Raw genomic sequence first — 19,044 nt, 5'->3', positions numbered from 1 at the left:
ATTTATTAAAAAGAGAGAAGCAATGCCTGTCATTGTTTCTCTCTAATAGCATAAAAAAGGAGATTTAATATGGCTAAGAACGAAGGTATGGAAAAGCATGAAGAATTCAAGGCAGAATTCAAGAAGCGTGTGAAAGAACAGGCTAAAATGCTTTACAGAAAAAGCCTTGATGAAATAAGTGACAGACATAAGTTTGTATGTGTTGCTTATGCAGTAAAGGATATTGTGATCGATCAGTGGATAGCAACTCAGAAAGCATATGATGAGAAGGATGCTAAGATTGTATACTATTTATCAATGGAATTTCTTATGGGCCGTGCTCTTGGAAATATGATTATCAATCTTTCAAGCAGAGATGAAATCAAGGAGGCTATTGAAGAATTAGGACTTGATCTTAATGTAATCGAAGATCAGGAACCTGATGCAGCTTTAGGTAATGGTGGTCTTGGTAGATTGGCAGCATGTTTCTTAGATAGTTTGTCAACACTTAACTATCCGGCTTATGGATGTGGTATCAGATACAAATACGGTATGTTCCAGCAGAAGATTGAAAACGGATATCAGAAAGAAATACCTGAAGACTGGTTAAGACATGCTAATCCATTAGAAATCAAGCGTGAAGAATATGCTTGTGAAGTTAAGTTTGGCGGATATGTAAGAGTAGAAAACAGAGACGGACGTAATTATTTTATTCAGGAAGGCTACCAGTCAGTTAATGCTATTCCATATGATATGCCAATCGTTGGTTACGGAAACAACGTAGTTAATACATTAAGAATTTGGGACGCTGAACCTGTAGTACACTTTAATCTTGATGAATTTGACAAGGGTTCATATATGGCTGCAGTTGAACAGGAGAATCTTGCAAAGACTATTACAGAAGTTCTTTATCCTAATGACAATCATTATGCAGGTAAGGAATTAAGATTAAAACAGCAGTATTTCTTTGTTTCAGCAAGTTTACAGACAGCAATTAAGAAATACTTAAAGAATCATGATGATATTAGAAAATTACCTGAAAAGGTAGTATTCCAGATGAACGATACTCATCCAACACTTACAGTTGCAGAACTTATGAGATTATTAATGGATGAATATAACTTAGAATGGGATGAAGCTTGGGACATTACAACACATGCATGCGCATACACTAACCATACAATCATGAGCGAAGCTCTTGAAAAATGGCCAATTGAATTATTCTCAAGATTACTTCCAAGATGTTACCAGATTATTGAAGAAATCAACAGAAGATTTTGTATTGAAATCGAAAACAAATACCCTGGAAATCATGATAAAGTTGCTAAGATGGCAATTATCTATGATGGTCAGGTTAAGATGGCTCATCTTGCAATTTGTGCAGGTTTCTCAGTTAACGGTGTAGCAAAACTTCATACAGAAATTTTAAAACATCAGGAATTAAAAGATTTCTATGAAATGATGCCGGAGAAGTTTAACAATAAGACTAACGGTATTACACAGAGAAGATTCCTTCTCCATGCTAATCCACTTCTTTCAGAATGGGTTACAGGAAAGGTTGGAGATGACTGGATTACAGACCTTCCAAAGATTAAGGGAATAGAAGTATACGCAGATGACAAGAAAGCTCAGGCTGAATTTATGAATATTAAATATCAGAACAAAGTACGTCTTGCAAAATACATTAAAGAACATAATGGTATTGATGTAGACCCACGTTCGATTTTTGATGTTCAGGTTAAGAGACTTCATGAATATAAGCGTCAGTTATTAAATATTTTACATGTAATGTATTTATACAACCAGATTAAGGAACATCCTGAAATGGAATTTTATCCAAGAACATTTATCTTTGGTGCAAAAGCAGCAGCAGGTTACAAGATTGCTAAGCTTACAATCAAGTTAATCAATAGCGTTGCTGATGTAATTAACAATGATGAATCAATTAATGGAAAGATTAAAGTTGTATTTATTGAAAACTACCGTGTATCAAATGCTGAAATCATTTTTGCGGCAGCAGATGTTTCAGAACAGATTTCAACAGCATCAAAAGAAGCTTCAGGTACAGGTAATATGAAGTTTATGTTAAATGGTGCTTTGACACTTGGAACAATGGATGGTGCTAACGTAGAAATAGTTGATGAAGTTGGCGAAGAAAATGCATTTATCTTTGGTTTATCTTCAGATGAAGTTATTAACTACGAAAACAATGGCGGATATAATCCAATGGATATTTTCAATTCAGATATGGACATTAGAAAAGTTCTTATGCAGTTGATTAACGGATTCTATTCTCCAGATGATCCTGAAAGATTCAGACCAATTTACAACTCATTACTTAACACTCAGGAAACAGATGTTGCTGACAGATACTTTATTCTTAAAGATTTCAAGTCATATGCAGCAGCTCAGAAGAGAGTTGAAGAAGCTTACAGAAACGAAGAAGGCTGGGCTAAGTCAGCTATGTTAAATGTAGCTAATGTTGGTAAGTTTACATCTGACAGAACAATCGAAGAATACGTACAGGATATTTGGCATCTTGAAAAAGTAAAAGTTAAAATGGACGTATAGATTACAGAAAATTGTGAAAGTGTCACAATAGATATAATCAAATATAATTAAAATGAAACCCCAAAAAGTTAGAATGTAATGTCTGGTTTTTTGGGGTTTTTGTATGCACTACAATCATATAAATGATTTTTGAAAAATAAGTTAGTATAAGGGATTTTTAGGAATAACCAAATGACAGATAGAAAAAAGTTTATTATGCTAATATTATTTTCGATTTTTTTCCCGTTAGTTATAGGTAGTGTATGTGTTCTTGTAAACGGAAACAAAATATCTAAGGCTAAGCCCTCAGGGAAAACAATATTAGTGGATAATAAAAACTACAGCTTTGAAATGGATATGGAGAACTTCATATCTTACGTTCTTATGGCGCAGATGGACGAAAGTGAGCCGGAGGAGCTTTTGAAAGCTAAGTCTGTTATTATTAGAACTTATATTTTGTACAAAATGAAGGACAAAGCTCAAATAGCAGCTTCAGATTTGGGAATGGAATATAGAAATTATGGGGAGTTAAAAAACAGCAGATTTCAGGATTTTTGCAGGGAAAACATTAAAAGCCCCAAAGGAATGGCTGCATATTTTACAGGTATAGGTTCTTATAAAATATATAATGAGAAAAATAAAAAAATTAAAAGAATAGTAGATAAAACAAAAGGAAAAATAATAAAGAAACAGGGGGAGACTATTTTGCCACTGTTTCATAATATAAGTAATGGGAAAACCAGGTTAGGGGAGGAAATTATTGGAAAGGAATATAGTTATCTAAAAAGTGTTATATGCCAGAATGACATAAAGGAGAAGGAATATCTTTGCACAAGGTATTTAACGGTTAATGAGTTTAAGGAAAAACTGTCAGCTAATGGCATTGTTGTATTTAAAGATGGGAAGGAAATTCTAAAAAATATAAAAGATAAGAAGGAAATTATTAATCTGATAACTGTTGAAAAAGACAAAGAAGGCTATGCTTTAAAAATAAGAATGGGGGATACTGTTGTTCTGGCAGATGATTTTTCAAAAGCCCTCGGTCTTAATTCTACAGATATGAGCATAGAAGAATATGAAAAGGGAATAAGAATTACAACTAAAGGCAACGGTCACGGTTTTGGAATGAGTATAAGCTATGCCAGATACCTTGCAGGTCATGGCAAGCCATGGCAGGAGATTCTTAGCACTTTCTATGATGGGAAAATTGTGGAATATTAAAATTAATTTTTTTGTATAAATCTTCAATTAATGGTACATACTGTTATTGAGGTGATGAGAATGGATAAGAAATTTATAGCAGCAGTTGCAGTTTGCTTTGTTGCATTAGTAGGCGTAGCCACGGGAACTTATTTTCTTGGGCAAAAAAGCGACGAAAACATTGTAAAATTAGGAAAAGCAAACATAACTGAAACAACAGCGGCAGATAAAAATATTGAAGCAGCGGGAAATGTTGTGGAAAAAGAAACACAAAAAGAAACAGCAATGGAATCTGAAACACCGAAAGACAGAGAAGTTGAACCGGGAGGTTATTTAACAGAAGAAACAACTAAGGAAAAAGCCGTAAATAACGTAGTGGAAGAAAACACTCAGTCTAATGTAAGCAAAAAAGATTACTTGTATGGACTTTCATCAGAGGCAGCAGCCCAGATTAAAACATTAAAGTTTAACAAGAACAGCAAACTTATCTGGCCTGTTGAGGGTAGCATTATTATGCCATATGATGTGAAAAATACAGTATATTACGCAACATTAGATGAATACAAAACCAATCCCGGAATTGTAATCCAAAGTAGCAAAGGCACTGCAATAAAGGCAGCGGCAGATGGTGTTATTACAAAAATAACACAAGATGACGAACTTGGCGTTGTTATCAGTCAGGCAGTGGGAAATGATTATATCGTAAACTACGGGCAGACCATAAATCCTGAAGTAAAAGAAGGAAGCTTCGTTGAAGCAGGCCAGACTATCGCCTATGTTAACCAGCCAACTAAATATTACTCCAAGGAAGGGGATAATATTTACTTCTCAGTAGAAAGAAATGGAAAAACAAAAGATCCTTTAAATTATATTGATTACGAGGACTAATCACAAAACCGGAATAAGTGCATACAATAAGGTATACAAAAGAAAATATTAAAAGCTGCTCACTTTTGTGACAGCAGGCAACAGGGTTAAAAAAGGAAAATCATAAACAATTATTCTAATGATTTTCTAAAATCCGTACCTGTTGTTTATAATAGATTGTGCTATCATGTACCTGAAAAATACGTGGTAGCACTTTTTTTGATATTTTCAATCATATGTTATAATTCCACGCAGAAATTTTTACAGCAAACACGTTGAGATTTCTTATTTTGCTCTGCCGTCTATTGTAAGTGCAAAAGTAAAACTCGCCTATGGCTCAAACAGTTACTTTTGCACTTACACTATGCTCGCAAAATTTCGAATCTCTGCCTATTGTTTGCTTATAAAAATTTCTGCGTGGAATTTAAAACAGTGCCATTGAAAATATACAAACTATATTATAAGATAAAGGTTAGAATGAAGGCTAAAGATAGTATTTAGTTATGTACGGAGGAAGAAACTATGGGTAAGTATATTATGGCATTAGATCAGGGAACTACCAGTTCCAGAACTATTTTATTTGATAAGAAGGGAAATATTGTTTGTCAGGCAAATAAGGAGTTTGAGCAGATTTTTCCAAAGCCAGGCTGGGTTGAACATAATCCTGAGGAGATTTGGATGACACAGCTTCTTACAATGGAAGATGTTATGAGACAGGCAGGAATTACAGGCAAGGATATTGAAGCCATTGGCATTACTAATCAGCGAGAAACAACGGTTATATGGGACAAGAATACGGGAAAACCTATTTATAATGCCATTGTTTGGCAGTGTAGAAGAACTTCTGATATTGTAGACGGACTTGTTAAGGACGGTCTTAGGGATTTTATTAGAAATAAGACTGGATTGGTTCCTGATGCTTATTTTTCAGGAACAAAGATTAAATGGATTCTTGATAATGTGCCGGGAGCAAGAAATAAGGCAGAAAATGGTCAATTGCTTTTTGGAACAATTGACTCATGGCTTATGTGGAAGTTAAGCGGTGGAAGCATACACGCTACGGATTACACTAATGCGGGAAGAACTATGATTTATAACATATTTGATTTGGAGTGGGATCAGGAATTATTGGATATACTAGATATTCCCAAGTCTATGTTGCCTAAGGTAAATCCTTCAAGTGGAATTTTTGGATATACTATGCCGGAACTGTTAGGAGAACGAATACCTATAAGTGGTGTTGCAGGAGACCAGCAGGCGGCATTATTTGGTCAGTGTTGTTTTGAAAAAGGTGATGTAAAGAATACATATGGAACAGGTTGTTTTCTTTTAATGAATATAGGAAATAAGCCGGTTATATCAGACAATGGTTTGATTACTACTATTGCAGCAGGCACAGGCAAGGTTGAATATGCATTGGAAGGCAGTGTTTTTGTGGCAGGAGCGGCAATACAGTGGCTTAGAGATCAGATGAAGTTAGTTAACAGTGCACCGGAAAGTGAAGAGATTGCAGAAAAGGTTAGTGATACTAATGGAGTATATGTTGTGCCGGCTTTTACAGGAATGGGAGCACCTTATTGGAAGCAGAATGCCAGAGGCATGGTAGTTGGCATAACAAGAGGAACTGCAAGAGAGCATTTTGTAAGAGCCACACTTGAATCTCTAGCATATCAGACATATGATGTGTTAAAGGCAATGGAGCAGGATGCAGGCATGGAAATTAAATCTATTAGGGTAGACGGTGGAGCAAGTGCCAATAATCTTTTAATGCAGTTTCAGGCAGATATTACTGAAAAACAGGTTGTGCGACCATCAGTAATTGAAACTACAGGGCTTGGGGCAGCATATTTGGCAGGTCTTGCAACAGGTTATTGGAAAGACAAAAAAGACATTATAAAAAATTCAACAATAGAGAGAAGGTTTGAAAACAAAATGGATTCTGAAAAGGTGCAGAAATATATCAGGGGATGGCACAGAGCTGTAAAATGTGCCCTTGTTTATGCAGATGAGGAGTAAATAATATCCTATGAATCTGGTATTGTGTTTATTACGTAAATTGGATATATAAATGATACCACATACTGATATACTATACTTTAATGAGTTACAGTGTCAGATTGAGATAATGCAACTTAGATTAAGTAATAATACACTTATGATAAAAGATAGGTGTTAATATCAGGAGGAGAATTATGGATTCAACTAAACAGAACGTAGGCAAGATTGTTATTACAGCTTTATTTGCAGCGTTAGCATGTGTAGCAACAATGATTATTAAAGTACCTACAGTAGGAACAAACGGTTATGTAAATATTGGTGATACTATTGTATTACTTTCAGCTTGGATGATTGGTGGCGCTTATGGTGCCCTTGCAGCAGGTATCGGTTCAGCCCTTTCAGATTTTATCAGTGGTTACGGAAGTTATGTACCGGGAACATTTGTAATTAAGTTTTTAATGGCTTTAGTTGCATATTTAGTATTTGTAGCAATTAAGAAAGCAAACACTAAGGACAGTAAGGGAATGAATGTAGTAGCTTATATTGTAAGTGGTGTAGTTGCAGAAGTTATTATGGTTTTAGGATATTTCTTATATGAAAGTACTTTATTAGGATATGGACTTGGAGCAGTGCCTTCAATTGGAAGCAACAGCATCCAGGGTGTTACATGCTTGGTATTAGGATTTATTGCTATTTTCGCATTAGAAGAAGCAAAGGTTACAAAATTAGTTAAAAAATTTGTATAAAAATATAAAATAATATGTAAAAGGAAAGAGTTGTGTGATAAAATTGTAGGCGGTAAAAAGAGCAGGCTACAAATATCATACAGCTCTCTTTTGCATTATGTTGTTTGAAAGGAGCGATTCAAATGTACGAAGAATTAAAAGAACAGGCAAAAAAAACAACAGAAGAAATTTGCGATAAAGCAGGATTAAAGGAAGGCAATATTCTTGTAGTTGGTTGTTCTTCAAGTGAAATATGTGGAGATAAGATTGGAAGCAATTCTAACCTTGAAGTGGCTAAGGCAGTTTTCTCAGGAATATATGAAGTCCTTGAAAGCAGAAAGATATATCTTGCAGCTCAGTGTTGTGAACATCTTAACAGAGCAATAATAGTTGAACGTGCAGCAGTTCCGTTTTCAGAAATAGTTAACGTTGTACCACAGCCTAAGGCAGGTGGTTCATTTGGAACAACAGCATATAAGACATTTAAAGATCCTGTTGCTGTGGAAGAAATTAAGGCAGACGGTGGAATTGACATTGGCGGAACTCTTATTGGAATGCACATTAAGAAAGTTGCAGTTCCGGTAAGACTTGAAAATAACAAAATCGGCGAGGCAAACGTACTTGCAGCAAGAACAAGACCTAAGTTTATAGGAGGTTGCAGAGCTGTATATGACGAAAGCATTGAATAGAAAAATAAAATTATAAAAAGATAATAAAAACAGTTTTAAAAACAATAAAACCCCTGATTACAAGTCATGTGATCGGGGGTTGGTTTTTTTGGCTAAAATATAGATTGAAACATTATTTTTGATGAAAATGATAAAAGTGTTTTTATTTCAAAAAAAATATTGTGCAAAATAACTAAATATGTTAGGATAAAAACGTATTTATTAACCGCAATAATTATTTTTAAAAGCGGAAGGGAATGAAAACATTTTTAGGAGGAGATTTATGAACAAAATGAAGCGAATTTTGACAATTGTTTTAACATTGGCATTAATAGTAACAATGATGCCTATGAATTTAACAAATGTTAATGCAAGGACTACAACAAGACTAAGCTCAAAGAAGATAGTTTTGCAGGTAGGAAAAACAAAGAAGTTAAAGGTGAAGAATAAACCTGCCGGAGTAAAGGTAGTTTGGAAGTCTTCAAAGAAAAAAGTAGCAACAGTTTCTAAAAAAGGAAAGGTTAAGGCAAAGAAACCGGGAAAGACTACAATAACTGCAAAGGTTGGAAAGAAGAAATATAAATGCAAAGTTGTTGTTAAAAGAAATAATAGTATTAAAGTTACAAAACCTTCCGATAACAATAATAGTGTTATAAATCAGGTAACTACAAAGAGTGAACCTTCACAGATAGTAACTACTAAAGCTGAAGTGAAGACAACTAAAACAGAAACGACTAAGAAAAATGACAGTACTACAGTTAAGCCAACAGTAGCACCAACATTAAAACCAACAGTAGCACCTACAACAGTAGCACCTACAACAGTAGCACCAACATTAAAACCAACAGTAGCACCTACAACAGTAGCACCAACATTAAAACCAACAGAGAAACCTACAACAGTAGCACCTACAACAGCTAACGGTAATGTTGATGAAAGCATTCAGGCACCGGTAGGACTTATTCATGCACCGGGAGAGGGATTGCCATATCATTTCGCATGGGCAGCAGTTGATGGAGCTGACGGATATAATGTTTATATAGATGGAGTGTATGTAACAAAAGTTACAGAAAATGTTGCAGACTTGGATGCCTCAATGTTTACAAAGGGAGCTGTAGAATACACAGTTGGAATTGCAACAGTAAAAGGAGACAAGATATCAGCAATAACATCAGTTAAGTATACATATGATGGAAATGGAGCACAAGCAACAACAAATGTATCTGTAACAACAACGGTAGCTTCTGTAACAACACCATCAGTACCGGGTCAGGATGTAGATGAAAGCATAAAAGCCCCTGAAGGACTTGTATGGGCAGGAAATACAGATTTACCATATTATTTTGCATGGGCTAAGGCAGATGGTATAGACTCATATAATGTATATGTTGATGGAACTTTAGTAGCTAACGTAGTTGATGGCTCAGTTAATTTAAATGAATCTGTATTCACAAAGGGTTCAGGCGAATATGCAATTGGAATTGCAGCAGTAAAAGGAAATAAAACATCAGCAATAACATCAATTAAATATACATATGCAGGAAGCGGACAGCCAGCAACAACAAAGGCACCGGAACCTTCAACAGCAAAGCCTACAGATGTAACAGTGGCACCAACAGCACCAGGACAGGATATAGATGAAAGTATACAGGCACCGGTTGGACTTGTATGGGCAGGAAATGCTGATTTACCTTATTATTTTGCATGGGCACCGGTTGTAGATGTAGATTCATATAATGTATATGTTGATGGCGTGTATGCAACAAATGTTGGCGCTTCTTCAGTTAATTTAGATAAGGCAGTATTTACAAAGGGTTCAGGAGAATACACAATTGGCGTTGCTTCAGTTAAGAACAATAAGATTTCTAGCATAACATCAATTAAATATACATATGCAGAAAGCGGACAGCCAGCAACAACAAAGGCACCGGAACCTTCAACAGCAAAGCCTACAGATGTAACAGTGGCACCAACAGCACCGGGACAGGATGTAGATGAAAGTATACAGGCACCTGCTGGACTTGTATATGCAGGAAATACTGACTTACCATATTATTTTGCATGGGGGGCGGTATCAGATGTAGATTCATATAATGTATATGTTGATGGCGTGTATGCAACAAATGTTAGTGCTTCTTCAGTTAATTTAGATAAGGCAGTATTTACAAAGGGTTCAGGAGAATACACAATTGGCGTTGCTTCAGTTAAGAACAATAAGATTTCTAGCATAACATCAATTAAATATACATATGCAGAAAGCGGACAGCCAGCAACAACAAAGGCACCGGAAGTACCAACAGTAGCACCTACTACTGTAAAACCTACAACAATACCAAAGGAAACAACAACAATTGCTTTCACAACAGACAGCTCAATTGAAAAGCCATTTGGTTTGGATGTAAGTCAGGCAAGTGTAGGATATGTTAATATTGTTTGGGGACGTGGAACAATTGATTGTTACAATGTTTATGTCGATGGAGAAAGAAGACGTACAGGAATTTCAGCACAGTCATTAAAGCTTCCTGTTTATACAGAAGGAACACATACAATAGCAATTACAACAGTAGTTGGAACAAGAGAATCTGAAAAGCTTGAGGTACAGGTTGCAATTACAGGAACAGGTGAAAAGGAAACAGAACCTGAAACATGTCCTGAAGAACTTAAGCCACAGCTTAAGAAAAATGTTCCTTTAAGAGATGACAGAATTGCAATTGAACTTAACAATAAGACTAATGGAAAATATAGTGACAGTGAAATTTACTGGTGCATTTTAGGAAATAATGAAAATAATCAGCTTTGTTATATGGATAAAGATGGAAATATGATTCCTGCATCAGAGAGTCTTAACACAGTTGAAGTAAACGGAACAAAATATGCAAATATTTATCATACACTTGCAGAATCAGATCATGTATATGCACCGACAATCCGTTCAGGAAGAATGTATTTAAGTTATGGAAAACCTGTATATGTTAAGTTTAACGGTTCAACAGGTTATGCCGGACCGGATCTTAACAATCCTGGAGACGTGAATGCTAACACATTATTTGAGTTTGCTGAATTTACAATTGAAGGAAAAAATTATTGGGGAAATACAACACGTGTTGATTATTTCTGTTTCCCAATGGTTACACGTTTAATAGGTGGTTCGTTATATGGTGGATACGATAATGTAGTAGGTGATATTGGAACAAGAGATGAAATCTTTACAGCTTTCAAGAATGAAGTTCCAAATGAATATAAGTCACTTGTAAGAGATGATAGAATTATTGCACCATGTAAGAGTACATTTAATGTTGGACAGGATAATGGAAATTATTTTGATAATTATATTAATGAATTCTGGAACAAATATGCCAATGAAGATTTAAGATTCAGCTCAGAATCAGGAAGCTTCGTTGGTAGAGTAGTTGGAAATCAGATGCGATTTACAAGAGAAGGTGACAGCACAGTTTATTATGTTGATAAGCCAAATACACAGGAAGTGTTAGAAGGCAAGGGTGCATTTGACAGAGGAAATGGTGTTGAAAAAGCTATTGAAGCACAGCTTTGTGCAGCATTTAACAGAGGTGTTGCAACAGAACCTGACAAATGGTACACACCAAGTCAGTATTACAAGAATAGTGTTGCAAACTTCTATGCAGGTTTCTTCCATGAACATTCAGTTTTAGGAAAAGCTTACGGATTCTGTTATGATGATGTAAATGATCAGAGTACATTGCTTCAGTATAACAAAGCAGATGCTCTTGTAATTGATTTGAAATGGTAAATAAATTGCTATAAAAAGTACCCTTTTTAATTGGGAGCACATCAGTTTTGGTGTGCTCTCTTTTGTTTTAATCTCCCAAAAAAAGAACAGAGCTTCAATGCTAATTAATGTTTTTCAACAAACTAATTAGCATTAAGCCCTGTTAATTCTTTGAAATGTAAATAATTTCATCTTACTAACTATTAATTAATATCCAACAGCTTATCTACTGCATCCTGTATTTCAGGGTGCTTTCTATATTGTTCTATTAAGTGATGTTCATGTTTTGTAAGATTAATTGGCTCTTCGTCAGTATATCCGAAAGTGCCAAGAATGTTATCAATATTATAAATATCACAAAGTAGAAGTAGTGTGTCAGCGTCAGGCTGAGTGGCACTGCTTTCCCATCCGTAAACGGTTTTTTCAGCTACCTTAAGTGACTTTTCTTCCAGTAATTCAGTAACGTCCCTCACACTTAAATTATTCATTTTTCGGTAAGCTTTTAATACTTCTGCAATCTTTCTATTCTTCATTTTAAATACCTCTTTTTAAATAATATAGTAAGAAAAAATCAACGTCAACCAAATCACCTTGAAAAAAGGAAAAATCCTTTTGAATTCTTTCAATTCGGGAAAAATCCACATTGCATTTCTTGTATTCAGAGAATATAATAGACATTATAATATTATTTTCTTGTAATACGGGAATGGCGGTGACAAATGAAAAATAATAACAGCGTTTCAAAAGCATTAATTAAATACATAAAAGAAAAAGAAATATCTACATCACAGATTTCTAAGGATACCGGAATTTGGGAGAAAAAGTTAACTGACGAGAATGTAACTTTTACGGCATCAGAATTTTTGGAATTATGTTCTTATTTGCATTTAAAACCGGAAGATTTGAGATAGGTGATAAAGTGCTAAATTACATATGCAGAAATGACAATATTAAAACTAAAAGCAGTACCTGTCCTGTGTGTGGACAGAGAACTGAACTGACGAAATCAGACATATACTGGTGCGAAACCTGCAAGGTGCCATTGTATCAGAAGGAATGTCAGTGTTGTGGAAGTAGCGGCAGAAGAATAACAACGGATATGAGACCGGTTTTTCCTGAGGAAAGGTTGTTATTAGAAATAATGACAGATAAGGAGCCGGGATATTACGAAAAAATGTCTGTTTGGAACTGCTCAGGTAACAGATATATCGCTGATGGTCATAAGGTTGATTTTGCAGTTAAGGATTTAAAGGATAAGAATTCGGAAGAAATAAGAATTAAATATGAGAGTGAAGTTTCAAATATTGATTATAGATATTTTAATGAATTTAAAGACAGATTCATTAAGGCTAACAGAAGCCGATATGAATTTATTGTAAAAGAGGCAGTGGGCTATATTAAGAATTCAACAAAGGACTACACTGCAAGAGATATGTTTGTTTCTTTTTCAGGGGGGAAGGACTCTACAGTCACATCTGATCTTGTTATGAGAGCTTTAAGTGAACCGAAGATTCTTCATATTTTCGGTGACACAACTTTAGAATTCCCCGAGACTATGAAATACATAGAACGATTTAAAAAAGAACATCCACAGACTCCTGTTGTTTCATCAAGAAACAAAGATAAAGATTTTGAGGAACTTTGTGCTTTGGTTGGCCCACCAAGCAGAGTTATGAGATGGTGCTGTACTATTTTTAAAACAGGTGCAATCCAGAGAAAGATTAAAACTATGTTTAGAAATAAGAACAAAATTATAACTTTCTATGGAATAAGAAGAAACGAATCAGCAAGCAGAAACAAGTATGAGCGTGAAACAGAAGGCTCTAAAATTACAAAGCAGATAACTATTTCACCGATTATTGACTGGATGGATTTTGATGTGTGGCTTTACATGCTTACAACAGAAATTGATTTTAATTATGCATACAGATTAGGGTATGCAAGAGTTGGCTGCTGGTGTTGTCCTAATAATAGTGGTTGGTCAGAGTTTTTGTCTAAGATTCATATGCCTGAACAGTCCAAAAGATTCAGACAGCTTTTGGTTGACTTTGCAACAAAGATTGGAAAACCTGATCCGGAAGTGTATGTGGACGAAGGCAAGTGGAAAGCAAGACAGGGGGGAAATGGCGTAGATTATGCAAAGAAGTCGGCAGTATCATTTGAACCTTGTGTGCTGGAAGAGAATGCTTTTAATTATGAACTTCAAAGACCAATTTCAGACCAATTGTATGAGTTGTTTAAGCCTTTTGGATATTTAAATTTCGATATGGGCAATAAGCGATTGGGTGAAGTTTATGTAACAAGAAGGAACGGCAATCCTGTTTTGAAATTGCAGGGCAGAATTGGCTCTACAACTTTAAAAGTTACAATAATTGACAGCAACATAGATGGGGCAAAGAATCTTAAAACAGCAGAGGATAAGATTAAATGTCAGATTACAAAATATCAGATGTGTATGGCGTGCAGGGCGTGCGAAAGTATTTGCAAGCACAATGCCATAGTTATAAAAGAGGACAAAGAAGGTAATCTTGATTATAGAATACTGGACAATAAATGTGTAAGATGTGCAGAATGCGTTAATCATTACACGGCAGGATGTTATATGAGAAAGGTTTTGGCAATAAAAAGAAACTAGTTAATTATTTATGAAACTTAAGCAGGCAGATAGGAGAAGAAAATGGCGATTAAACTTAAAGGACATGAAACATTTGCACTTCGTGAGGGGTGGCTTAATAAAGGACTTGCAAAGGTAGATGCCAATCCAAAAGTTTTCTCTGAAAACTATGGGGCGGATGCTCTTGGAGTGGGAAGCAATATGGCTAAGGCTATTCGCTATTGGCTTAAAGCCGGAAAGTTTATGGAAGAACCACCTAAAGAGGGGGCAAAGCTTACAGATATAGGTCAGATTATTTTTAAGGAAGATAAGTATTTAGAAGATATATTTTCATTATGGATATTCCATATTAATCTGGCAGGAAATGAGAAACTTGCAACAAGCTGGTATGCTTTTTTTAACTTAATTAACATTGACGAATTTTCAAAGGAAGATTTAATGAACATTCTATTAGAAAAGCTTACTCCTTTGGCAGAGAAAAAAGCCATACCTGAGCGTTCGTTGCGAGATGATATTTCCGTACTTTTAAATATGTACGTAAAAGAGAAGCAGCAGAATTATGATCCGGAGGAAAATAAGATTTCACCATTTGCACAATTGGGTTTATTAAAAAAAGACAGAAATAATTATATAAAAACACAGCCTGACAAGGATAAGTTATGTGATGATGCAGTGCTATACAGCCTGATTAAGTTTTTTGAAAAAAAAGAAGTTGACTCAATAGGAATAGATGAATTGCTTAACAGTCCAATGTCACCGGGAAGAATTTTGAACCTAAAGAGAATGGCTTTAAACGAATATTTGGACCATTTAGAAGGTCAGGGATATTTGACTGTTAACAGAACAGCAGGACTTGATATGGTTTATCTTAAAAAGAAAATCGAGCTTAAGGAAGTTGTTTCGAATTATTATAAAAAACACTAGAAGAAGTTTTTAAAAGGCTAACGAATTATTACAGGAACAATAAAGAAAAGCGATTTGTAAGACTAATAAAACATTAAACACTGATAGAAAGGATGCGTATATCTGGCAATCAGGTATATCAGAGAATAAATGAATAAGTTTAAAGACTTTATAGAAATAGACAAGAAATTTCAAAATTCAATAAATTTGCAGTTGGACATAGATAATTTATCTAAACTAAATAGCTATATACCAACCCATTCTTCTATTTTAGTGTTGGATGGGTTTCTTAATAATGTTTTGTCAGACAGAGACAAGGCAAATATTTTAATTGGACCTTATGGAAAGGGAAAATCACACCTTTTACTGGTTTTGCTGGCTTTACTTAATGATGGAAAAGGTGACAGAACTAAAAAAACAATTAACAAAATAGAAAAAGTTTCAAAGGAAACTGCTGAAAAAATAAAGATTATACAAAGTAGTGTAAAGCCTTTTCTGCCGGTTATTATTTCAGGAACAGAGAAGGATTTAAACAAAGAATTTATTATAGCTTTAATGGAGTCATTAAGAAAAAATAATCTTATGAATGTGGCACCTGAAAGCGATTATGGCAAGGCTTTGGAAGTTATAGCTAAATGGCAGAAAGACTTTAAACAGGTTTATGAAAGCTTTAAGCAGATTGTTAGGGAATATGGCAGAACTGTGGAAGAGTTTATGGGTGAACTTAAGGAAATGAAGGAAGAGGCTCTCAATATTTTTAAAGAGATACATCCTAAACTTACTGCCGGCAGTGAATTTATGCCAATGACAGTTAATAATGCCATGACTTTGTACGGGGAGATTAACAGAGCACTTGAAAGTTATGGATATGGCGGAATTTATATAATTTTCGATGAGTTCAGTAAATATATTGAAGGTCATGAAAAGGATACTTTTGCTTATGACATGAAGATTTTGCAGGATATATGTGAGCTTGCCAATAACTCCAAAAAACAGCAGATTCACATTACTTTCGTGGCGCACAAAAGCATTAAAGAGTACGGCAACGCATTGTCTTCAGATATAGTTAATGCTTTCAAAGGTGTTGAGGGTAGATTAAAAGAAGTTAGATTTGTAGTTTCAGCTCAGAATAATTATGAGCTTATTCAGCATGTAATAAAGAAGAAAGTAAGCGACTGCAAACCATGGTTTCAGGAGCAGAATAATAAAGAAATAATCGGGGAATCTTACAAGATTCCTTGTTTTTCAGGCTTATTTACAGAGAAAGAATATAAGAAAATCATAATGGAGGGGTGTTTTCCAATGCTACCTCTTACAGCCTATGCACTTTTAAATATTAGTGAAAAGGTTGCACAGAATGAGAGAAGTATTTTTACTTTTCTTGCTAATGACGAAAAAGGAAGTCTAATTAATATAGTAGAAAACGGTAGCGAAGAATTACTGTCTGTTGATGTAGTTTATGACTATTTTCAAAATATGTTTAGGGACAGTATTTCTCTTACTAACATACACAATGAATGGCTTAAGGCAGACTATGCCTTAACTAAGGCTGAATCATTAAATGAAGAAAAAATAATTAAGGCAATGGCTATTCTTCATATGATTAATAGAAATGAGGAAGTTCCGGTTAGAAAGACGGAAATCAGATTGGCAACAGGTTTAAATATGGCTGATTTTGTAAGTAGCCTTGAAAAACTTGAAAGCAAAAATATTGTAACCTACAGAAGCAAGCTTGGGGTTTATGCATTTAAAAATAACGTAGGCGTAAATCTTGATAATCAGATGAACAACATGATTGAAAAGCAGCCTTTAAGCCTTAACTGGCAGGAAGAAATTGCCACAGTGTCAGAACTTGATTATGTACTTCCAAAGAAATACAACCAGGAATATACAATGACAAGATATTTCAAGTACGTATATATGACACCGGAGCAGTTTCTAAATACATCTAAGTCAGAATATTTATTTGAAACATATAAGGCAGACGGTCTGATTATATGTCTTGTTATGCTTAAAGATGGGGATGTTAATCAGATTAAGGAACATTTAAAGGAACTAAATGATAACAGACTTGTTGTAATATATCCTGAAAAAATATTTGGCTTTTCAGAGCAGCAGAACATTAGAAAATTAAAAGCTGTGGAAAAATTGCTTAAGGATAAAGATTTTTTAGAAGAAAATAAAGTTCTGCAACAGGAACTTGAAATATATAAGGAAGATTTGATTTTTGAAATAAATGTAGAACTTGAAAAGTCATATTTGCCGGAAAATAACAGATGCAAATATTTTAATACATTAAATGGTGTGACGGAGTTGTGTTTTGAAAACCAGATTAGTTTTAATAGATTTTTAAGTGAAATATGCTTAAGCTACTACGAACATGCACCAAAGATTAACAACGAATTAATTAACAGAAAAAGCGTATCAGCACAGATTAAAAAGGCACGAAATTTAATTATAGATGCCATTTTAAACGAAGAAGAACTTAATAGATTTGAAAAGGGTACAAGCTCGGAGGCAACTATTTTTAGAGCTACTCTTATGCATACGGGAATTTTAAAAGGGGACAGTTCTGAGGAGGAAGGCTGTAGAAGAATTATTGAAGAAATCGATGCTTTTATAGGTCAATGTGCAGGCAAGAAGGTTTCTTTTCAGGTCCTTTATAACAAATTATTGGGTAAGGATTTTGGCACAAGAAAAGGAGTAATTCCTATTTTTATTGCAAAGGAAATAATTAATCTGCAGGATACGCCGATTATTTATCTTCAGAATAAGGAAGTGGAGATTTCAAGCAGTATTTTAAACAATATTAACGAAAAACCACAGGATTATTATCTTTTTATTGAAAAGGAAAGTATTGAGAAAGAAAAATATCTAAAGGTTTTAGAAGAACTTTTCCTTAGCGAAGAGTTAAGAAAAAAACAGAAGTCAAAAATGCAGCGCTTAAACAACATTGTGGAAAGTATGCAGAGATGGTACAGATCATTGGACCAGTATACTTTAACATTTACAAAACAGCTTTTTGAAGAAAATGAGCAGGGCTATTTGGAAGAAGATGCTTTCGAAAGAATGTACTCTTTTAGAAAAGTATTTAAGGGCATAGAACTTAACCCAAGAGAAGTTCTTTTTGAAAAAATACCAAAGGCAATATGCCATGACAATAGCGGTGATGCAGTTTTTGAAAATGTTACTTTACAGATAGAAGAAATTAAAAAATATATGGACAACAATCTTGTAAATGCAAAGAAGAAAACAGCAGTTCAGGTTAAGAGCATTTTTGGAGCAAGGGCTGATGAAAGTTTAAGTGCATGTTTAAAGAACTGGTATTCAAAACAAAGTGAAAAGTCAAAGTCACATATTTACGCTGAGAATATTACAGGCTTTATGACGTACATTGAAAAGCTGACTACTAACGATGAGGATGAAATTGTTTCAAGATTGTGCAAAATTATTACAGGAATTTATATCAATGATTGGAAAAACGATTCTTATGAAAGATTTGTCGAAGAGTTAACTTATGTTAAAAACACTATTCAGTCTATTAAGGAAAGTGAACAGTCAACAGAGGGAGAAAATAAGATTTCAATTAAAACAGGGGAAAGTACAATCGAAAGATTCTTTGAACCTGACAGTGACGACAGCACAAGTTATTTCCTTCAGAATGCAATAGAGGATGCACTGGAAGAATTTGGTGATACATTGGAACTTAATCAGAAAGTTTCAGTGTTGGTAAAGGCACTGGAAGAACTGTTGAGTAAATAATTGAATTGATTGAAAAGTAATGGAACAGTA

The 19,044-nt window shown here is 34.5% G+C and carries 12 protein-coding genes; 11 read left to right on the top strand and 1 reads right to left on the bottom strand.

The features are described from left to right. Window positions 1-69: 69 nt before the first annotated feature. From NQ558_RS00240 to NQ558_RS00210, 7 genes are all read left to right on the top strand, one after another. Entirely contained in the window at window positions 70-2,550 is a 2,481-nt protein-coding gene (locus tag NQ558_RS00240; RefSeq protein WP_005359994.1) for a glycogen/starch/alpha-glucan phosphorylase, read from the top strand. Between the two features lie 171 nt (window positions 2,551-2,721). After that, window positions 2,722-3,750, top strand: coding sequence for a SpoIID/LytB domain-containing protein (locus NQ558_RS00235; protein ID WP_005359996.1), 1,029 nt, complete (start codon window positions 2,722-2,724; stop codon window positions 3,748-3,750). A gap of 60 nt (window positions 3,751-3,810) precedes the next feature. After that, on the top strand, window positions 3,811-4,617 hold the full coding sequence (locus NQ558_RS00230) for a M23 family metallopeptidase (RefSeq protein ID WP_050750945.1): 807 nt from the start codon (window positions 3,811-3,813) through the stop codon (window positions 4,615-4,617). Window positions 4,618-5,118: 501 nt separating this feature from the next. Next, entirely contained in the window at window positions 5,119-6,612 is a 1,494-nt protein-coding gene (gene glpK, locus NQ558_RS00225; protein WP_005359998.1) for a glycerol kinase GlpK, read from the top strand. A 176-nt stretch (window positions 6,613-6,788) separates the two neighbouring features. After that, the gene (locus NQ558_RS00220) at window positions 6,789-7,340 is read left to right on the top strand and encodes an ECF transporter S component (RefSeq protein ID WP_005360003.1); all 552 of its coding nucleotides are present in this window, start codon (window positions 6,789-6,791) and stop codon (window positions 7,338-7,340) included. A gap of 122 nt (window positions 7,341-7,462) precedes the next feature. Then, window positions 7,463-8,008 carry a TIGR01440 family protein gene (locus tag NQ558_RS00215; protein WP_005360005.1) on the top strand — a complete coding sequence of 182 codons (546 nt, stop codon included), beginning with the start codon at window positions 7,463-7,465 and terminating at the stop codon, window positions 8,006-8,008. Between the two features lie 262 nt (window positions 8,009-8,270). Next, window positions 8,271-11,756, top strand: coding sequence for a glycoside hydrolase family 64 protein (locus NQ558_RS00210; protein ID WP_259907594.1), 3,486 nt, complete (start codon window positions 8,271-8,273; stop codon window positions 11,754-11,756). Between the two features lie 182 nt (window positions 11,757-11,938). Here the strand turns inward: NQ558_RS00210 and NQ558_RS00205 are convergent, their stop codons facing one another. Further along, window positions 11,939-12,268 (bottom strand): transcriptional regulator, encoded by a 330-nt coding sequence (locus tag NQ558_RS00205; protein ID WP_005360010.1) that lies wholly within the window; start codon window positions 12,266-12,268, stop codon window positions 11,939-11,941. 186 nt (window positions 12,269-12,454) lie between these two features. Here NQ558_RS00205 and NQ558_RS00200 point away from each other — a divergent pair, with 186 nt between their 5' ends. From NQ558_RS00200 to NQ558_RS00185, 4 genes are all read left to right on the top strand, one after another. Continuing rightward, on the top strand, window positions 12,455-12,646 hold the full coding sequence (locus NQ558_RS00200) for a helix-turn-helix domain-containing protein (RefSeq protein WP_005360012.1): 192 nt from the start codon (window positions 12,455-12,457) through the stop codon (window positions 12,644-12,646). An 8-nt stretch (window positions 12,647-12,654) separates the two neighbouring features. Then, window positions 12,655-14,370 carry a phosphoadenosine phosphosulfate reductase domain-containing protein gene (locus NQ558_RS00195; RefSeq protein WP_259907593.1) on the top strand — a complete coding sequence of 572 codons (1,716 nt, stop codon included), beginning with the start codon at window positions 12,655-12,657 and terminating at the stop codon, window positions 14,368-14,370. Between the two features lie 42 nt (window positions 14,371-14,412). Then, window positions 14,413-15,273, top strand: coding sequence for a DUF4007 family protein (locus tag NQ558_RS00190; RefSeq protein ID WP_005360016.1), 861 nt, complete (start codon window positions 14,413-14,415; stop codon window positions 15,271-15,273). Window positions 15,274-15,402: 129 nt separating this feature from the next. Beyond that, window positions 15,403-19,014, top strand: coding sequence for a hypothetical protein (locus NQ558_RS00185; protein ID WP_005360018.1), 3,612 nt, complete (start codon window positions 15,403-15,405; stop codon window positions 19,012-19,014). Window positions 19,015-19,044: the final 30 nt, after the last annotated feature.

Source organism: Eubacterium ventriosum (assembly GCF_025150745.1).
Lineage (GTDB): Bacteria > Bacillota > Clostridia > Lachnospirales > Lachnospiraceae > Eubacterium_G > Eubacterium_G ventriosum.
The sequence above is the reverse complement of the archived record's forward strand: the minus strand, read 5'-3'. Positions and strand labels throughout refer to the sequence as shown.